This is a genomic window from Streptomyces sp. P9-A4, from assembly GCF_036634195.1.
Taxonomy (GTDB): domain Bacteria; phylum Actinomycetota; class Actinomycetes; order Streptomycetales; family Streptomycetaceae; genus Streptomyces.
The window spans coordinates 2826617-2844102 of sequence record NZ_JAZIFY010000001.1 but is presented as its reverse complement, the minus strand read 5'-3'; the positions used below and the strand labels follow the sequence as shown (position 1 = coordinate 2844102).

Annotated in this window: 15 protein-coding genes; 9 read left to right on the top strand and 6 right to left on the bottom strand. The window is 70.8% G+C overall.

Annotation, left to right across the window (positions count from 1 at the left end):
• The first annotated feature begins 10 nt into the window (after positions 1–10).
• A complete protein-coding gene (locus V4Y03_RS12715) occupies positions 11–1411 on the top strand; it encodes a hypothetical protein (RefSeq protein WP_332437165.1) in 1401 nt (466 codons plus the stop codon).
• Between the two features lie 88 nt (positions 1412–1499).
• Here the strand turns inward: V4Y03_RS12715 and V4Y03_RS12710 are convergent, their stop codons facing one another.
• Positions 1500–3020: a peptide MFS transporter gene (locus tag V4Y03_RS12710; protein WP_317876259.1), complete on the bottom strand. Its 1521-nt coding sequence runs from the start codon at positions 3018–3020 to the stop codon at positions 1500–1502.
• 427 nt (positions 3021–3447) lie between these two features.
• Here V4Y03_RS12710 and V4Y03_RS12705 point away from each other — a divergent pair, with 427 nt between their 5' ends.
• The gene (locus V4Y03_RS12705) at positions 3448–4125 is read left to right on the top strand and encodes a response regulator transcription factor (RefSeq protein ID WP_132916780.1); all 678 of its coding nucleotides are present in this window, start codon (positions 3448–3450) and stop codon (positions 4123–4125) included.
• A gap of 42 nt (positions 4126–4167) precedes the next feature.
• Positions 4168–5439 carry an ATP-binding protein gene (locus V4Y03_RS12700; protein ID WP_317876258.1) on the top strand — a complete coding sequence of 424 codons (1272 nt, stop codon included), beginning with the start codon at positions 4168–4170 and terminating at the stop codon, positions 5437–5439.
• 34 nt (positions 5440–5473) lie between these two features.
• Here the strand turns inward: V4Y03_RS12700 and V4Y03_RS12695 are convergent, their stop codons facing one another.
• A complete protein-coding gene (locus V4Y03_RS12695) occupies positions 5474–6019 on the bottom strand; it encodes a hypothetical protein (RefSeq protein ID WP_332434986.1) in 546 nt (181 codons plus the stop codon).
• A gap of 186 nt (positions 6020–6205) precedes the next feature.
• On the bottom strand, positions 6206–6721 hold the full coding sequence (locus tag V4Y03_RS12690) for a GtrA family protein (protein ID WP_332434985.1): 516 nt from the start codon (positions 6719–6721) through the stop codon (positions 6206–6208).
• 187 nt (positions 6722–6908) lie between these two features.
• On the opposite strand from V4Y03_RS12690, the gene V4Y03_RS12685 reads away from it, so the two are divergent.
• The 3 genes from V4Y03_RS12685 to V4Y03_RS12675 are packed head-to-tail and all read left to right on the top strand — an operon-like array spanning position 6909 to position 9813.
• On the top strand, positions 6909–8048 hold the full coding sequence (locus tag V4Y03_RS12685) for a 5-(carboxyamino)imidazole ribonucleotide synthase (RefSeq protein WP_332434984.1): 1140 nt from the start codon (positions 6909–6911) through the stop codon (positions 8046–8048).
• A gap of 59 nt (positions 8049–8107) precedes the next feature.
• Positions 8108–8605 carry a 5-(carboxyamino)imidazole ribonucleotide mutase gene (purE, locus tag V4Y03_RS12680; RefSeq protein ID WP_317876262.1) on the top strand — a complete coding sequence of 166 codons (498 nt, stop codon included), beginning with the start codon at positions 8108–8110 and terminating at the stop codon, positions 8603–8605.
• A complete protein-coding gene (locus V4Y03_RS12675) occupies positions 8602–9813 on the top strand; it encodes a dipeptidase (protein ID WP_332434983.1) in 1212 nt (403 codons plus the stop codon). Before purE ends, V4Y03_RS12675 begins: the two co-directional genes overlap by 4 nt.
• A 268-nt stretch (positions 9814–10081) precedes the next feature.
• Here V4Y03_RS12675 and V4Y03_RS12670 read toward each other — a convergent pair whose 3' ends face one another.
• The gene (locus V4Y03_RS12670; RefSeq protein WP_317876253.1) at positions 10082–11407 is read right to left on the bottom strand and encodes a UDP-glucose dehydrogenase family protein; all 1326 of its coding nucleotides are present in this window, start codon (positions 11405–11407) and stop codon (positions 10082–10084) included.
• A gap of 125 nt (positions 11408–11532) precedes the next feature.
• Between V4Y03_RS12670 and V4Y03_RS12665 the strand changes: the two genes are divergently transcribed.
• Positions 11533–12705 (top strand): acyl-CoA dehydrogenase family protein, encoded by a 1173-nt coding sequence (locus V4Y03_RS12665; protein ID WP_332434982.1) that lies wholly within the window; start codon positions 11533–11535, stop codon positions 12703–12705.
• Between the two features lie 56 nt (positions 12706–12761).
• On the opposite strand, the gene V4Y03_RS12660 is transcribed toward V4Y03_RS12665, so the two are convergent.
• On the bottom strand, positions 12762–14081 hold the full coding sequence (locus V4Y03_RS12660; protein ID WP_332434981.1) for an LCP family protein: 1320 nt from the start codon (positions 14079–14081) through the stop codon (positions 12762–12764).
• Between the two features lie 130 nt (positions 14082–14211).
• On the opposite strand from V4Y03_RS12660, the gene V4Y03_RS12655 reads away from it, so the two are divergent.
• Positions 14212–14745: an acyl-CoA thioesterase gene (locus V4Y03_RS12655; protein ID WP_317877820.1), complete on the top strand. Its 534-nt coding sequence runs from the start codon at positions 14212–14214 to the stop codon at positions 14743–14745.
• 37 nt (positions 14746–14782) lie between these two features.
• Here V4Y03_RS12655 and V4Y03_RS12650 read toward each other — a convergent pair whose 3' ends face one another.
• Entirely contained in the window at positions 14783–16303 is a 1521-nt protein-coding gene (locus V4Y03_RS12650; protein ID WP_443079780.1) for an LCP family protein, read from the bottom strand.
• Positions 16304–16408: 105 nt separating this feature from the next.
• Here V4Y03_RS12650 and V4Y03_RS12645 point away from each other — a divergent pair, with 105 nt between their 5' ends.
• Positions 16409–17425 (top strand): glycosyltransferase family 2 protein, encoded by a 1017-nt coding sequence (locus tag V4Y03_RS12645; protein ID WP_332434980.1) that lies wholly within the window; start codon positions 16409–16411, stop codon positions 17423–17425.
• Positions 17426–17486 lie beyond the last annotated feature (61 nt).

Here is a 17486-nt window from a genome sequence, read left to right as displayed (position 1 = left end):
GCAACGGAGGATGAGCGCGGCCGGAGTCGCGCTGATGCTCGGCGGCGCGGGGATCCTGATTTCCGCCGGTCCCGCGCAGGCCGCCGAGGTCTCGTACAAGACGGAGTGCATCCCGCCGGCCATCTCCGGGCTTCCGCCCGTGCAGGGCACCACCAAGGTGCTCATCACGGCGCCGGCGGAGGCCAAGGTCGGCGACGAGGTCGAGATCGTCTGGAAGACGGTCCAGGCCGCCTCGAAGAACCCCGACGTGCTCGACCTCGGCCAGGACACGGTCAAGCCGACCGGTGTCCTCACCGTGGGCGGCGCGGCGAGCGGCACCGTCGCGATGGAGGGGACCCGGACGAACCCGCCGGTCCCCAAGAACAGTCCGATGCCGCTGTCCGAGATGAAGGGGAAGCTGAAGCTGACCAAGGCGGGCGAGATCACGCTCACGCCCGACAAGTACACGATCAACGTGTCCAAGCCGCTGTCCACGGACACGAAGTGCACGCCGAAGGAGGCGGTGCGGGCCGCCGCGACCATCAAGGTCACGGACGGCGGGGGCTCCACGACGACCTCGGGCGGCTCGACGGCGACCTCGGGCGGTACGACCTCCGGCGGCTCGACCTCGGGCGGTACGACCTCCGGGGGTTCCACCAGCTCCACCGGTGGCGGCTCCAGCAACACCGGCGGCTCGGCCACCAGCTCCTCCGGCGGGACGGGCGGCTCCTCCGGCTCCGGCTCCTCCGGCGGCTCCTCCAGTGGCGGCGGTGGCGGGCAGACCGACTTCCCCGGCACGGAGGTCTCCGTCGGCTTCACCTGCCAGGCCCCCGGCCCGGCCGACATCAAGTCCAAGGTCACCATCAGCGCCAAGAAGAACGGCGGCGCCTACGACCTCACCGTGAAGACGGCCAAGGGCGTCATGGACAGCCCCGCCCCGCTGCCCGCGGGGGCGCTCAAGTCCTCCATGGCGATCAAGATCGGCGGAGCGGACAGCGGCACGGTGAAGGTCACCGGCCCCGCCAACACCACCGCCCTCAAGATCGGCGACCCGGTGAACCTGGCCGACATGAAGGGCACGTACCGGCCCGGCGCGACCGGCAAGGCCACCCTCAGCCCCGGTCCGCTGACCATCGACGTCACGCTCGGCAGCGCGAAGATGCAGATCCCCTGCCAGCTCAAGGGTGCCGTGAAGGCCTCCCTCGAACTGGACACCAGCAAGCAGGCGGGCGGCGTGTCCGGCGGCTCCGGCAGCGGTGACTCCGGCGGCGGCACGAGCACCGCGTCCGGCGGCTCCTCCGGCGAGAACCTCGCCCAGACCGGCGCCGAGGACGACGGCGCCCTGCGTGCCCTCGCCCTCGTCGGCGGCACGGTGATCCTGCTCGGCGGCGCGGTGTTCGCCTTCACCCCGTGGGCGCGGCTCAGGCGCTGACGACGGCGGAACGTCGCCGGAAGACGGCGGAGGGCCGCCGCACCGGATCGGTGCGGCGGCCCTCACGGCCGTACGGGGTACGGGTGCGTCAGTGGACGCTGCCCATGAGCCCCTGGACCTTCTTGCGGTACATGTAGATCGCGAAGCCCGCCAGGACGGCCAATGAGGCTTCCATCGCGATGATCCCCGTCCCGTTCAGGTCGACGCCCGCGAGCGAGAGCAGACCCGTGGTGCAGTCACCGGCGGTGACGGCGAGGAACCAGACGCCCATCATCTGGGAGGCGTACTTCTGCGGCGCCATCTTCGTGGTGACGGAGAGGCCGACGGGGGAGAGGCACAGCTCACCGATGGTCTGGATCATGTAGATCGAGACGAGCCACATCGGGGAGACCTTGGTGCCGTCGCCCGCCATGTTCATCGGGACGATGAAGACGAAGAAGGACGCGCCCACCAGGACCAGACCCATCGTGAACTTCACGATGGTGTTCGGCTCCTGGTTCTTACGGGCCAGCCACAGCCACAGCCACGCGAAGACCGGGGCCAGCGCCATCACGAAGAGCGGGTTGAGCGACTGGTACCAGGTGGCCGGGAAGCCGAAGCCGAAGACGGTGTCGGAGGTCTTGCCGTCGGCGAACAGGGACAGCGTGGAGCCACCCTGGTCGTAGATCATCCAGAAGACGGCGGCGGCGACGAAGAACCAGATGTAGCCGGTCATCTTCGACTGCTCGGTCTTGTCGAGGTCCTTGTCGCGCTTGATGCGGACCAGGACGGCGACCGGGATGATCAGGCCGGCGAGGGTGATCGGGACGAGCGCCCAGTTCAGGGTGTACACGCCGAGCGCGACGACGACGCCGTAGAACGCCGCGGCCAGCACGACGACGAGCGCGACCTTGACCAGGACGCTCTTCCGCTCCTCCGTGGAGAGCGGGTTCGGGACGACGTTGCTCCTCGGGCTGAGGTGCTTCGTGCCGAAGAGGAACTGGACCAGACCCAGACCCATGCCGACCGCGGCGAGGGCGAAGCCCAGGTGCCAGTTGACCTTCTCGCCGACGGTGCCGACCACGAACGGCGCCACGAAGGCACCCAGGTTGATGCCGATGTAGAAGAGCGTGAAGCCACCGTCACGGCGCGGGTCGTCCGGGCCGTTGTAGAGGTGGCCGACCATCGTGGAGATGTTGGCCTTGAGCAGACCCGAGCCCGCGGCGACCAGCGCCAGGCCGACGAAGAACATCGCCTGACCGGGGAGGGCCAGCGAGGCGTGACCGGCCATGATGACGAAACCGGCGATGGCGACCGTCTTGCGGGCACCCCAGACGCGGTCGCCGAACCAGCCACCGGGCATGGCCATCAGGTAGACCATCGACACGTAGACCGAGTAGATGGCCGTGGCCGTGGCCGCGGTCATCGCAAGGCCGCCGCCCTGGGTGCCGGTCGCGGCGTCCGCGCCGCCGGAGACCAGGTAGAGGACCAGAAGAGCCCTCATGCCGTAGTAGGAGAAACGCTCCCACATCTCGGTCATGAAGAGAGTGGCCAGACCACGGGGGTGGCCGAAGAACGTCTTCTCGGAACCAGAGGTTCCGCTCGAAGCCGTCGTCAGGCTGGACGCCATGTCGATCCTTGCTCTGTCGGGACGCACGCCTTGTGAGCGTGATGCGCCCGGTGGGGGAGGCCGGCACCGGCGGAGCCGCACAGGACTCCACCGGGATCCACGCCCCGGGAGACGCGTCTACGCGTCCCGGAACCCGGCCCACAGGTCATTCACCGTCTCCAAGATCGGCGGGGCCGACCTCACGCAGAAGAGGACCTCGGCGCGCGAAGCTGGCCAAAGGTCCCCGATTACCGCTACAGACGTCGAGACACCATACGACATGACACTGCCGGATATGGAAGGACTTGAGAGATGGATCACAGGCGATAGCGCAACCGCACAAGGTCATTCGAAGGTCACACGCAAGATGCCCACAAGATCTCCAGGGGACCTCCGGGGCGGGCGTATCCAGCCCCGGCCCGGCACCCGCGCGGACTACCATCACTCCATGACCCGTGTACTGCTCGCCGAGGACGACGCCTCCATCTCGGAACCGCTGGCCCGCGCCCTGCGGAGAGAGGGGTACGAGGTCGAGGTCCGCGAGGACGGCCCCACCGCCCTCGACGCCGGACTCCAGGGCGGAGTGGACCTGGTCGTGCTCGACCTGGGACTCCCCGGCATGGACGGACTCGAAGTCGCCCGACGGCTGCGCGCCGAGGGACACACGGTCCCGATCCTGGTGCTCACCGCGCGCGCCGACGAGGTCGACACCGTCGTCGGGCTCGACGCGGGCGCCGACGACTACGTCACCAAGCCCTTCCGGCTCGCCGAACTCCTCGCCCGCGTCCGGGCCCTCCTCCGGCGCGGCGCCACCGAGCCCGCCGCCGCTCCCACGACCCACGGGGTGCGGATCGACGTCGAGTCGCACCGCGCCTGGATGGGCGACGAGGAGCTCCAGCTGACGGCCAAGGAGTTCGACCTGCTCCGGGTCCTGGTCCGGGACGCCGGCCGGGTCGTCACCCGCGACCAGCTGATGCGCGAGGTCTGGGACACCACCTGGTGGTCCTCCACCAAGACCCTCGACATGCACATCTCCTGGCTGCGCAAGAAGCTCGGCGACGACGCGGCGAACCCCCGCTACATCGCCACCGTCCGAGGCGTCGGCTTCCGCTTCGAGAAGAGCTGACGCTTCGAGAAGAGCCGACACCCCCCGCCCCCGGAGAGCACCGTGCGCCGCCGTCTCATCAACTCCACGCTCGCCGTGGTGCTCGTCGTCGTCGCCGTCTTCGGCGTCTCCCTGGTCATCGTCGAGACCCGGACCATCGCCGGCAGCGCCCAGGAGAGCGTGGATCTGGAGGCGCTGCGGATCGTCTCCATCGTCGACAGCCGGCTCATCGGCGGCGAGCCGGTCAACCCGGACATCCTCGCCGAGCAGAGCGGCGCCAAGCGGTACGCCCAGATCCGCATCCCCGGCCGCGACACCATCGAGATCGGCACCCGCCCGGACGGCGACGTCATCCGCGGCCTCGCCGAGGGCGAGCGCGGCGAGACCGTCGTCGTCGAGGAGTCCCGCTCCGCCGTCACCGCCGAGGTCGGCCGCACACTCATGATCATCGGCGCGGTCGCACTGCTCGCCGTCGTCGCCGCCGTCCTCCTCGCCGTACGCCAGGCCAACCGGCTGACCTCCCCGCTCACCGACCTCGCCGAGACCGCCGAACGCCTCGGCTCCGGCGACCCGCGCCCCCGGCACAAGCGGTACGGGGTCCCCGAGCTCGACCGGGTCGCGGACGTCCTCGACGCCTCCGCCGAGCGCATCGCCCGGATGCTCACCGCCGAGCGCCGGCTCGCCGCCGACGCCTCGCACCAGCTCCGCACGCCCCTCACCGCGCTCTCCATGCGCCTGGAGGAGGTCGCCCTCGCCGACGACCTGGACACGGTCAAGGAGGAGGCGACGATCGCGCTCACCCAGGTCGAGCGGCTCACCGACGTCGTCGAGCGGCTGCTGACCAACTCCAGGGACCCCCGTACGGGCTCCGCCGTCGCCTTCGACCTCGACGAGGTCATCAAGCAGCAGATCGAGGAGTGGCGGCCGGCCTACCGCAGCGCCGGACGGGCCATCGTCCACTCGGGCAAGCAGGGGATGCGCGCGGTCGGCACCCCGGGCGCGGTCGCCCAGGTCCTCGCCGCCCTCATCGAGAACTCGCTCATGCACGGCGGCGGCACGGTCGCCCTGCGCACCCGGGTCACCGGCAACCAGTCGGTGATCGAGGTCACCGACGAGGGGCCGGGCGTCCCCGCCGACCTCGGTGCGCGGATCTTCGAGCGGGCCGTCAGCGGCCGCAGCTCCACGGGCATCGGGCTGGCCGTCGCCCGGGACCTCGCGGAGGCGGACGGCGGCCGTCTGGAGCTGCTCCAGCAGCATCCGCCGGTCTTCGCGCTGTTCCTGGGCCGGGAGGTCCGCAGCGTCTCGGGGACGCCCCGGGAGCGCCCCGTACGGTGAACGCCCGGACCTGAGGCGGCGGCGGGCGAAGCCTCTATATTCGCGCGCGGGCCACCGGCGCCAGGCCGGCCATCAGCAGCAGCGCGCCGATCGGCAGCAGGTCGAGATCGGCGGCGAAGAGCACGAAGCCCAGGAGGACCAGCAGGGGACTCCAGGCGGGCAGCAGCCGCGGCTCGGCGGCCACCAGCATGACCAGCAGGGTGAGCAGGCCCAGCTGGAACGCGAGCGGGCCGACCGACTCCAGCGGTTCGGGCAGGGGCGCCGCACCGTCCAGGTCCGCGAACAGATCGCCGAGTATCACCCAGAGGAAGCAGGCGGCGCCGAAGAGGCCGGCCGCCGTGGCCGTGTTCGCGAGGAGGCGTCCGCGCCCGGTGGTGACGGGGACGAGCCGGCGCAGTCCGACCGTCACCACGCCGAAGAGCACGAAGCCGACGAGGAACAGGGCGTGGCCGAGGTTCCAGGCGAGCCCGGGACCGTGCTCCCCGTCCAGCCCGTCGACGAGTCGCAGCAGTCCGTACAGCCCCACCAGGAGCGGAGCGATGAGGGCGGGACTCTTCACGCCCAAGCGTCGGGAGGTCATACGAGAAGCCTCACAGGCCCCCGCCCCCCGGCCTATCGGGGACGGCCCCCACCCGACCCGGGAATCCGTCCCGTAGGGGACCCGCCGCCCCGAGCCGTCGGACCCGCCCCGAGCTGTCGGACCCGCCCCGAAGCCTCGGACCGCCGGAGGCGCCGGACCGCCCCGAGCCGTCTCAGACAAGCCGCCTCAGACCCGGTTCGGCAGCCGTCGGCTCGCCTGCCGCGGCGCCTGCTCCAGGAAGGATTCGGCGGTCTGCACCGCCTCCTTCGCCGGCAGCGCGCGGAACACCCATGTGCGGTAGGACCAGAAGCGGAAGAGGGTCCCGATCCCGATGCCGAAGAACTTGAAGAAGTTGCTCGCCAGCGGGCCGTCCCAGCCGAAGCCGTACGTCGCCGCGTAGAGCACGCCGTTCTCGATGACCATGCCGACCACGCTGAACAGCAGGAACAGCGACAGTTCCTTGGTCCGCCCCGACTTCTCCCGGTCGCGGTACGTGAAGTAGCGGAACCCGATGTAGTTGAAGACGATCGCGACCACGGTGGCGATCAGGCTGGCTCGGACCATCGGGATGTCGGTGTAGTGGCGCACCAGGTTGAAGACGCCGAGGTTGACGAGGACGCCGAGGCCGCCGACCAGACCGAACTTGGCGACCTCCCGGGCGAGCCGGTCGAGTCGCGTGCGAAGCGCACCGGGTTCACTCATGGTGATGGCTCTGTCCCGTCCGTCCGGATGACGTCCGGGTGACGTCAACCCAACCATGCTAACCAGCCCCTCCGTCACCCGCCCGGGTACCTGGGAATCCACGGAGGAACCCTTCCCCACCTGGGCCCCTCTTGTGCCAAGACACAGCCGGACGAGTGTTCCCCGATGGTGCGGATACCCTAAGAGGGTGACGTTCCCCGTAGTAGGCATGGTCGGCGGCGGTCAGCTCGCGCGTATGACCCACGAGGCGGGCATCCCCCTCGGTATCAAGTTCAAGCTCCTCAGCGACACCCCGCAGGACTCCGCGGCCCAGGTGGTGAGCGAGGTCGTCATCGGCGACTACCGCGACCTGGCTACGCTGCGTGACTTTGCGCGCGGATGTGACGTGATCACCTTCGATCACGAGCACGTCCCCACCGAGCACCTGCGGGCCCTCGAAGCGGACGGCGTCCCCGTCCGCCCGGGTCCCGACGCGCTGGTGCACGCCCAGGACAAGGGGGTGATGCGCGCGAAGCTCGACGAGATCGGCGCACCCAGCCCCCGGCACCGCATCGTGGCGGACCCCGAGGACGCGGCGGCCTTCGCCGCCGAGGTCGGGGGCTTCCCGATCATCCTCAAGACCGTGCGCGGCGGCTACGACGGCAAGGGCGTCTGGTTCGTCCGTACGCCCGAGGACGCCAGGGACCCCTTCCTCGCGGGCGTCCAGGTCCTCGCCGAGGAGAAGGTCGACTTCGTCCGCGAGCTCGCGGCGAACATCGTCCGCTCCCCGCACGGCCAGGCCGTGGCGTACCCGGTCGTGGAGTCCCGTCAGGTCGACGGCGTCTGCGACACGGTGATCGCGCCCGCGCCGGACCTCGACGACGCGCTGGCCGGGCAGGCGCAGGAGCTGGCGCTGCGGATCGCCAAGGAGCTGGGCGTCGTCGGCCATCTGGCCGTCGAGCTGTTCCAGACCACGGACGGCCGCATCCTCGTCAACGAACTGGCGATGCGCCCGCACAACTCCGGCCACTGGACCCAGGACGGGGCGGTCACCTCGCAGTTCGCCAACCACGTCCGTGCGGTTCTCGACCTGCCCCTCGGCGATCCGCGCCCGCGCGCGACGTGGACCGTGATGTGCAATGTCCTGGGCGGCGACTACCCGGACATGTACTCCGCGTATCTGCACTGCATGGCCAGGGACCCGCAGCTCAAGATCCACATGTATGGCAAGGACGTGAAGCCCGGCCGCAAGGTGGGGCACGTCAACACCTACGGCGACGATCTGGACGACGTGCTGGAGCGCGCGCGCCACGCCGCCGGCTATCTGCGAGGAACGATCACCGAGTGAGCAGCACGAGCCCCGCCACGAGCCCCGCCACCGACACCGCCCCCGTGATCGGCATCGTCATGGGATCCGACTCCGACTGGCCCGTCATGGAGGCCGCCGCGCAGGCCCTGGACGAGTTCGGTATCCCGTACGAGGTCGATGTCGTCTCCGCCCACCGGATGCCGCGCGAGATGATCGCGTACGGCGAGGAGGCGGCGGGCCGCGGCCTCAAGGCGATCATCGCGGGCGCGGGCGGCGCCGCCCACCTGCCGGGCATGCTCGCCTCCGTCACCCCGCTGCCCGTCATCGGGGTGCCGGTGCCGCTGAAGTACCTCGACGGCATGGACTCGCTGCTCTCCATCGTGCAGATGCCGGCCGGCGTCCCCGTCGCCACGGTCTCCGTCGGCGGCGCCCGCAACGCCGGCCTGCTCGCCGCCCGGATCCTCGCCGCGCACGACCCCGAACTGCTCGCCCGGATGCGTGAGTTCCAGCAGGAGCTGAACGACCAGGCGACCGAGAAGGGCAAGCGGCTGCGGGCCAGGGTCGAGGGCGCCGAGTCCTTCGGATTCGCCAAGTGAGCGCCGCGGAGCGGCTGGAGGAGGCCCGCGCCCTGCTCGCGGGCCACCCCGTCGTCGACGGTCACAACGACCTGCCGTGGGCGCTGCGCGAGCACGTGCGCTACGACCTCGACAAGCTGGACGTGGGCGCGGACCAGACCGGTGTGCTCCACACCGACCTCGCCCGGCTGCGGGCCGGTGGCGTCGGCGCCCAGTTCTGGTCGGTGTACGTGCCCTGCCGGCTGACCGGCGACGACGCGGTCAGCGCCACCCTGGAGCAGATCGACATCGTCGACCAGCTCCTGGAGCGGTACGCGGCCGACCTGGCCCCCGCGCTGACCGCCGACGACATGGAGGCGGCCCGCGAGGAGGGCCGTATCGCCTCCCTGAAGGGCGCCGAGGGCGGCCACTCGATCAACAACTCCCTCGCCACCCTGCGCGCGCTGCACACCCTCGGCGTGCGCTACATGACGCTCACGCACAACGACAACAACGACTGGGCGGACTCGGCGACCGACGAGCCCGGCGTCGGCGGGCTCTCCGCCTTCGGCCGCGCGGTCGTCCGCGAGATGAACCGCTCCGGCATGCTCGTCGACCTCTCGCACGTCGCCGCCACCACCATGCGGGCCGCGCTCGACGCCACGGCGGCGCCGGTGATCTTCTCGCACTCCTCCGCCCTGGCGGTCTGCGACCACCCGAGGAACATCCCGGACGACGTCCTGGAGCGGCTGCCCGCCAACGGCGGCGTCGCGATGGCCACCTTCGTGCCCAAGTTCATCCTGCCCGCCGCCGTCGACTGGACCGCGCGGGCGGACGACAACCTCAGGGCGCACGGCTTCGACCACCTCGACACCACCGCCGAGGCGATGAAGCTGCACCGTGCCTTCGAGGAGGCGAACCCCCGCCCGATCGCCACCGCCGCGACGGTCGCCGACCACCTCGACCACATGCGCGAGGCCGCCGGCATCGACCACATCGGCATCGGCGGCGACTACGACGGGACGGCCTTCACCCCGGCCGGGCTCGACGACGTCGCCGGCTACCCGAACCTGGTCGCCGAGCTGCTGCACCGAGGCTGGTCGCAGCCGGACCTCGCCAAGCTGACCTGGTCCAACGCGGTCCGTTTGCTCCGTGACGCGGAGGCCGTCTCGCGCGATCTGACGAGCCGTACGGCCCCGTCGAACGCGACGCTCGACGCCCTGGACTCCCCGGCCGTCCCGCAGGCCTGACGACCCCTACGGGGCCTGCCGGGCCTTCACCCGGACGGCCCAAGTCCGCCGCGCTCCCCGCAGGGGGCCGGTGGCACGGTGGACGGTACCGCCCCGCCGCACTCGGCGGGGCGGTACCGCATCACACAGGGCGCTGCGCGAGACGGAGTTCCTCTCCCGCACGAACCGCATCAGGCCGGCGGCGGCCTGACCGCGGGACGAGGGAAGCAGGACGAGAAGGAGGGGCGCACCCGACCGGGGTGCGCCCCTCCTTCTCCGTGCGTACGCCTCAGGCGCGCGGCCGGCCCATCGCGCGGTACGTCCAGCCCGCCGCCCGCCAGCGCTCCGCGTCGAGCGCGTTGCGGCCGTCCAGGATCACCCGCGAGGAGGCCGCATCGGCCAGCTCCGCCGGGTCGAGCTCACGGAACTCGCGCCACTCGGTCAGGTGCAGCACCACGTCCGCCCCGCGTACGGCCTCCAGGGCCGAGTCCGCGTACCCCAGGGTCGGGAAGACGCGCCGGGCGTTGTCCATGCCCTTCGGGTCGTAGACGGTGACCTGGCCGCCCTGGAGGTGTATCTGACCGGCCACGTTCAGCGCGGGGGAGTCGCGGACGTCGTCCGAGTCCGGCTTGAAGGTGGCGCCGAGGACGGCGACCCGGCGGCCCAGGAAGGAGTTCCCGCCCAGCACCTCGCGGGTCATCTCCACCATCTGGCCGCGCCGCCGCATGTTGATCGAGTCGATCTCGCGGAGGAAGGTCAGGGCCTGGTCGGCGCCCAGTTCGCCCGCGCGGGCCATGAAGGCCCGGATGTCCTTGGGCAGGCAGCCGCCACCGAAGCCGATGCCGGCCCGCAGGAACTTGGCGCCGATCCGGTCGTCGTGGCCGATGGCCTCGGCCAGCTTGGCGACGTCGCCGCCGGCGGCCTCGCACACCTCGGCCATCGCGTTGATGAAGGAGATCTTCGTGGCGAGGAAGGAGTTCGCGGCGGTCTTCACCAGTTCGGCCGTCGGGAAGTCGGTCACCACGAACGGCGAGCCCGCGCCGACGGGGACCGCGTACACCTCGCGCAGTGTCTTCTCGGCCCGCTCGCCGCGCACGCCGACGACGATTCGGTCGGGGCGCAGGGTGTCCTGCACGGCGAATCCCTCGCGCAGGAACTCGGGGTTCCAGGCCAGCTCCACACCCTCCGGCAGCAGGCCCGCGAGCCGTTCGGCCGAGCCGACGGGCACGGTCGACTTGCCGACGACCAGGGCCCCTTCGCGTACGACCCCGGCGAGGGAGGTGAAGGCGGCGTCCACGTAGCTCATGTCGCAGGCGTACTCGCCGTGCTTCTGCGGGGTGTTCACACAGACGAAGTGCACGTCGCCGAATGCGCCGACCTCCTCCCAGGAGGTGGTGAAGCGGAGCCGGCCGCTCGATCCCTCGATGCCGGCCACGTGCTTCGCGAGGAGTTCCTCGAGACCGGGCTCGTACATCGGGACCCGGCCGGAGGAGAGCAGCTCGATCTTCTCGGGGACGACGTCCAGGCCGAGCACCTCGAAGCCCAGTTCCGCCATGGCCGCGGCGTGGGTGGCGCCGAGGTAGCCGGTACCGATCACGGTGATCTTGAGGGCCATGCGGGTCTCCAGTGACGTCGGGCGGAATGCCTGCCCGAGCATAGTCGTGCCCTGGCCCGGGGCCCGGACACGCCCTACCCTTTGGGTTACTTAACGGTAGTTAGCAAGCGTGGGAGTGGATGAGCATGGCGGGTTCTGCCGATTTCGACCTGTATCGGCCCTCCGAGGAGCACGACATGCTCCGGGAGTCGGTGCGTGCGCTGGCGGAGGCGAAGATCGCGCCGTTCGCGGCGGCGGTGGACGAGGAGGGCCGGTTCCCGCAGGAGGCCCTGGACGCGCTGGTCGCCAACGACCTGCACGCCGTGCACGTCCCCGAGGCCTACGGCGGCGCGGGCGCGGACGCGCTGGCGACGGTGATCGTGATCGAGGAGGTCGCGCGCGCGTGCGGCTCGTCCTCGCTGATCCCGGCCGTGAACAAGCTGGGCTCGCTGCCGGTGATCCTGTCCGGCTCGGAGGAGCTCAAGCGCAAGTACCTCGGCCCGCTGGCCAAGGGCGACGCGATGTTCTCCTACGCCCTGTCCGAGCCCGACGCGGGCTCCGACGCCGCCGGGATGAAGACCCGCGCGGTGCGCGACGGGGACTTCTGGGTCCTCAACGGCGTCAAGCGGTGGATCACCAACGCCGGCGTCTCGGAGTACTACACCGTGATGGCCGTCACCGACCCCGACAAGCGGTCCAAGGGCATCAGCGCCTTCGTCGTGGAGAAGTCCGACGAGGGCGTCTCCTTCGGCGCCCCGGAGAAGAAGCTCGGCATCAAGGGCTCCCCGACCCGCGAGGTCTACCTCGACAACGTCCGCATCCCCGCCGACCGCATGATCGGCGCCGAGGGCACCGGCTTCGCCACCGCCATGAAGACCCTCGACCACACCCGCGTCACCATCGCCGCCCAGGCCATCGGCATCGCCCAGGGCGCCCTGGACTACGCCAAGGGCTACGTCAGGGAACGCAAGCAGTTCGGCAAGCCCATCGCCGACTTCCAGGGCGTCCAGTTCATGCTCGCCGACATGGCCATGAAGCTCGAAGCCGCCCGCCAGCTCACCTACGCCGCCGCCGCCAGGTCCGAGCGCGTGTCCGCCGGAGGCGAGAAGGAAGACCTCACCTTCTTCGGCGCCGCCGCGAAGTGCTTCGCCTCCGACGTCGCCATGGAGGTCACCATCGACGCCGTCCAGCTCCTCGGCGGCTACGGCTACACCCGCGACTACCCCGTCGAGCGCATGATGCGCGACGCCAAGATCACCCAGATCTACGAAGGCACCAACCAGGTCCAGCGCATCGTCATGGCCCGCAACCTCCCGTAACGGAGTACGGGAAAGGGGCGCCCTCCGACCGGAGAGCGCCCCTTTCCGCCGTCTGCTCAGCGGTCCGACTCGACCGTGACCTTCTCGTCGTTCTTGATCTGCTCGACGAGCTGCTTCACCTTCGGCATGTCCCACTTGAGGGAGTTCTGCGGCGCGCTGCCCGCGAGCGGCATGTTCATGGACTTGCCGTCGCCGCTGTTGATGCCCTTCATCGCGAAGAACATCTTGCCGAGGTCGTACAGCGACATGTCCTTGTCCACGATCAGCGTGTCCAGACCGGCGCCGAGCGTCGGGTAGAGCGCGAACGGGTTGAGGATCGTGCCCGGCGTCGCCGCCTGGTTGGCGAGGGCGGAGAGGAACTTCTGCTGGTTCTTCGTCCGCTGGAGGTCCGACTGCGCGAAGGCGTACCGGGTCCGGACGAAGGCCAGGGCCTGCTCGCCGTTGAGGGTCTGCGTGCCCGCCTGGAAGTCGGCGCCGGACTTCTTGTCCTTGAAGCCCTTGTCGATGTTCAGCTCGACACCGCCGAGCGCGTCCACGATGTTCGCGAAGCCGGCGAAGCCGATCTCGGCGTAGTGGTCGATGCGCAGGCCGGTGTTGAACTCGACGGTCCGTACGAGCAGTTCGGGGCCGTCCATCGCGTACGCCGCGTTCAGCTTGGAGCCGCCGCGGGCCGGGTACGTCTTGCCCGACTCGGAGCCGACGAAACTCGGGATCGTCACCCAGGAGTCACGGGGCAGCGAGACCATCGTGTTCCCGCTGGAGCAGGCCGCGAGGATCATCATCGAGTCGGTCCGCTTGCCCTCGGCGGAGCCGGTGTGCAGCTTCTTCTTGTCCTCGGCGGACATGCCCTCGCGGCTGTCCGAACCGACGATCAGATACGTGGTGCAGTCGCCCTCGGCCGGCCGCTCGATGACCTTGGACAGGTCGACCTCGTTGCGCATCTGCGAGCTGGCCCAGGCGTAGGTGCCGATGCCCCAGGCGAGGACGGCCACGACGAGGACGATCGAGCCGATCTTGATGCGCTTGCGCCAGTCCGGAGCGGGACGCCCGGGACCGCCGGCGCCGGGGCCCGGCGCGTACTGCGGGGGCACGGAGCCGTGCCCTCCGCCCTGCTGGCCGCCGTAGACCTGGCCCGAGCTGTAACCGGAGTCGTAGCCCGCGCCCTGAGCCTGGGTGAAGTTCGGGTTGTAACCCTGCCCCTGACCCTGGTCGTACCCCTGGTTCCGACCCTGACCCTGGTCGTACCCCTGGCGCGGCGGCTGCTGCGGAACCTGAGGGCGCTGCGGGCGCTGCACATGGCTCATGCGGCGAGGTCCCTCGGGCTGGGAGTTCGCGTTGCCACGGCCGTAGCCGCCGTCTTCGGGCCAGTCATTCATGTGGACCAGTGTGCCGGGCAGGGCTTTCCGGGCGACAGTCCGGGTGGAAGATAGGACCGGTGCTGTTGCCAAGCTGATGCAAAAGGGACCGAACGGCGACCGCCCCAGGACCCGGCATATGGTGGAGGGCATGACAGATCAGGGCGATATCGCGGGCAAGCCCACCTCCGCCTCCCGCACCACCCTCAGCCACATCATGACGAGCCACGACACCAACCTCCTCGGTACGGTGCACGGCGGCGTGATCATGAAGCTGGTGGACGACGCGGCGGGCGCCGTCGCGGGCCGCCACTCGGGCGGGCCGGCCGTGACCGCCTCGATGGACGAGATGGTCTTCCTGGAGCCGGTCCGCGTCGGCGACCTGCTGCATGTGAAGGCCCAGGTCAACTGGACCGGCCGGTCCTCCATGGAGGTCGGCGTACGCGTCCTGGCCGAGCGCTGGAACGAGTCCACGCCCGCCACCCAGGTCGGCTCCGCGTACCTCGTCTTCGCCGCCGTCGACGCGGACGGCAAGCCGCGGCAGGTCCCCCAGGTCCTCCCGGAGACGGAGCAGGACAAGCGCCGCAACCAGGAGGCCCAGATCCGCCGCACCCACCGCCTGGCCCGCCGCCAGGCGATCAAGGAACTGCGCGAGCGCCGGGCGGCCGAGGGCTACGAGGACTGACGGGCCCGAAAGGGACCGACAGCTCAGGGGCTCACGCTCACGGACACACCACCCGGTCCCCAGTGACCGCCTCGAACGGCCCCGTGCGCCCCGCGTCCTCCGCCCGGACCGCCCGTACCCCCTTGTAGTCCGCGCCCACCGTCACCCGCAGCGTCCCGCCCCGGCCCGCCACCGCCCGGAGCTCCGCCCCCGGCAGGGCCGCCGCGAGGGACTTCGCCGAGCGGTCCCAGCGCGGGTCGTACTCGACGAGCGTCCGCACCCGCTCCTGCCCGGCCCCGGTCATCGGGCTCCGGGTGGTGTCGAAACCGGTGCCGCGCAGCGCGTCGTCCACCTTGCGGCCGAGCCCGTCCGTCCGGGTCCCGTTGTAGACCTGCACGCGGACCGTGCGCGGCGCCACGTCCACCACGACCGCCTTCGGGGCCTTCGAGGAGGACGCGGGCTCGGCCGCGGCCAGCGGGCGGTCGTCGCGGAGCGCCTGGAACAGCTTCTGTGCCTTCGCCGCGTCCCACTTCACCGTCGAGCCGATGCCCTTCACGGGGAAGCTCATGTCCCCGATCGGCACGGAAACGAACTCCGAGGACGCCGGGGTGAAGCCGTGCATCGCCTTGGCGAGGGCGAGCAACTGGTCCGTACCGAACTCCTCGTCGGCCCGCACCGAACTCAGCAGCGTCGTGGCCACCTCGCGGAACCGCACCGGGTTGAGCAGCACCCCGCCGCTGGTCGTCCGCTCGATCAGCGCGGCGAGGAAGCGCTGCTGCCGCTGCATCCGCCCGATGTCGGCGGCCCCGTCGATGTGCCGGGAGCGTACGTACTGGAGGGCCTGGCCGCCGTCCAGCTCATGGGTGCCGGCGGGCAGGTCGAGCCCGGTGTACGAGTCCTTCAGCGGCCGGGTCGTACAGATCTGCACCCCGCCGACCGCGTCCACGGTCCGCATGAAGCTGGTGAAGTCGACCTCCAGATAGTGGTCGATCTTGACGCCGGTCATGGACTCGACGGTCCGTACGGTCAGCGCCGGCCCGCCCTCGGCGTACGCCGCGTTCAGCTTCACCGGATGGGCGTGGTGCTTCTTCCCGGTGGTCAGGTCGGTGTGCTCGGGCATCTCGGCGTACGAGTCACGGGGCAGGCTCACCACGCTCGCCCGCTCCCGGTCCCCGGAGATGTGCACGAGCATCACGGTGTCGGTGCAGTGGCAGGGAGCGCCGCCGAGCCGGTACTTCGCCTTCTCCTCGGGGGTGATCCGGTCGCGGCCGTCGGTGCCGACGACGAGCACGTTCATCCCGTTCCCGCCCTGCGGCCGGTTCTTCATGTCCTTGAAGGGGTCGACCCGGGTGATCCCGGTGTCCAGACCGGTGACCACGGCATGCCCGATCCCGCCGGCGGCGAGCACCGTCACGGAGAGCGCCGTCGCCATCCGCATCCCCCATGGGGGGCGCCTGCGCCGCCGACGGACCGGTACGCGGCGGGCGACGGGCCGGGGAAGGGGCGTGCGGGGCGGTGCGGGCACGGACGGACACCTCCGCGGGTGTGACAAAGGGAACCGTGAGAACCGTAGGCCCATACGATCAGCACCACCCGTGCGGCGCGCTCGCTGTCCCCCGTTCGCGGTAACGTGGCGGGCAATAATGCCGTCTCCGGGGGACGACCCCCGAACCCCCGAGGAACCATGCGCCCCGTCTCCGTGATCATGCCGGTCCTCAACGAGGAGCGGTACCTGCGCACCTCCGTTCGTCACATCCTGGAGCAGGAGTACGACGGTGAGATGGAGGTGGTGATCGCGCTCGGGCCGTCCACGGACCGCACCGACGAGATCGCCGCCGAGCTCGTCCGCGAAGACCCCCGCGTCCATACGGTGCCGAACCCGACGGGCCGTACGCCCGCCGCCCTCAACGCCGCGATCAAGGCCTCGCGTCACCCGATCGTGGTACGCGTCGACGGCCACGGCATGCTCTCCCCGAACTACATCGCCACCGCCGTCCGGCTCCTGGAGGAGACCGGCGCGCAGAACGTCGGCGGTGTGATGCACGCCGAGGGCGAGAACGCCTGGGAGGACGCGGTCGCCGCCGCGATGACCTCGAAGATCGGCGTCGGCAACGCGGCCTTCCACACGGGAGGCGGGGCGGGCCCGGCGGAAACGGTCTATCTGGGCGTCTTCCGCCGCGAGGCCCTCGAACAGCAGGGCGGCTACAACGTCGAGTTCATCCGCGCCCAGGACTGGGAGCTGAACTTCCGCATCCGCGAGGCCGGCGGCCTGATCTGGTTCTCGCCGGAGCTGCGCGTCCAGTACCGCCCGAGGCCCTCGGTGAAGGCCCTCGCCAAGCAGTACAAGGACTACGGCCGTTGGCGGCACGTGGTGGCCCGCTACCACCAGGGCTCCATCAACCTCCGCTATCTGGCCCCGCCGGTCGCCGTCTGCGCGATCGCCGCCGGCCTGGTCGTGGGCGCCGTCCTCACCCCGCTCGGCTTCGTGATCCCGGCGGGCTACCTCGCCGCGATCACGGCCGGCTCGCTCCCCGCGGGCAAGGGCCTCCCGCTGAAGGCCCGCCTCCAGATCCCGGTGGCCCTGGCGACGATGCACATGTCCTGGGGCTACGGCTTCCTGACGAGCCCCCGCTCCCTGGCGAAGCGCGTCATCGCGAGCCGCCGCCCGGCGGTACGAGCGGGCGAGACCGAGACGGTCTGAGCCCCCGCGCACGAGCTGCGAAACGGCGACGGCCGGACCCCGAGGGGTCCGGCCGTCGCCG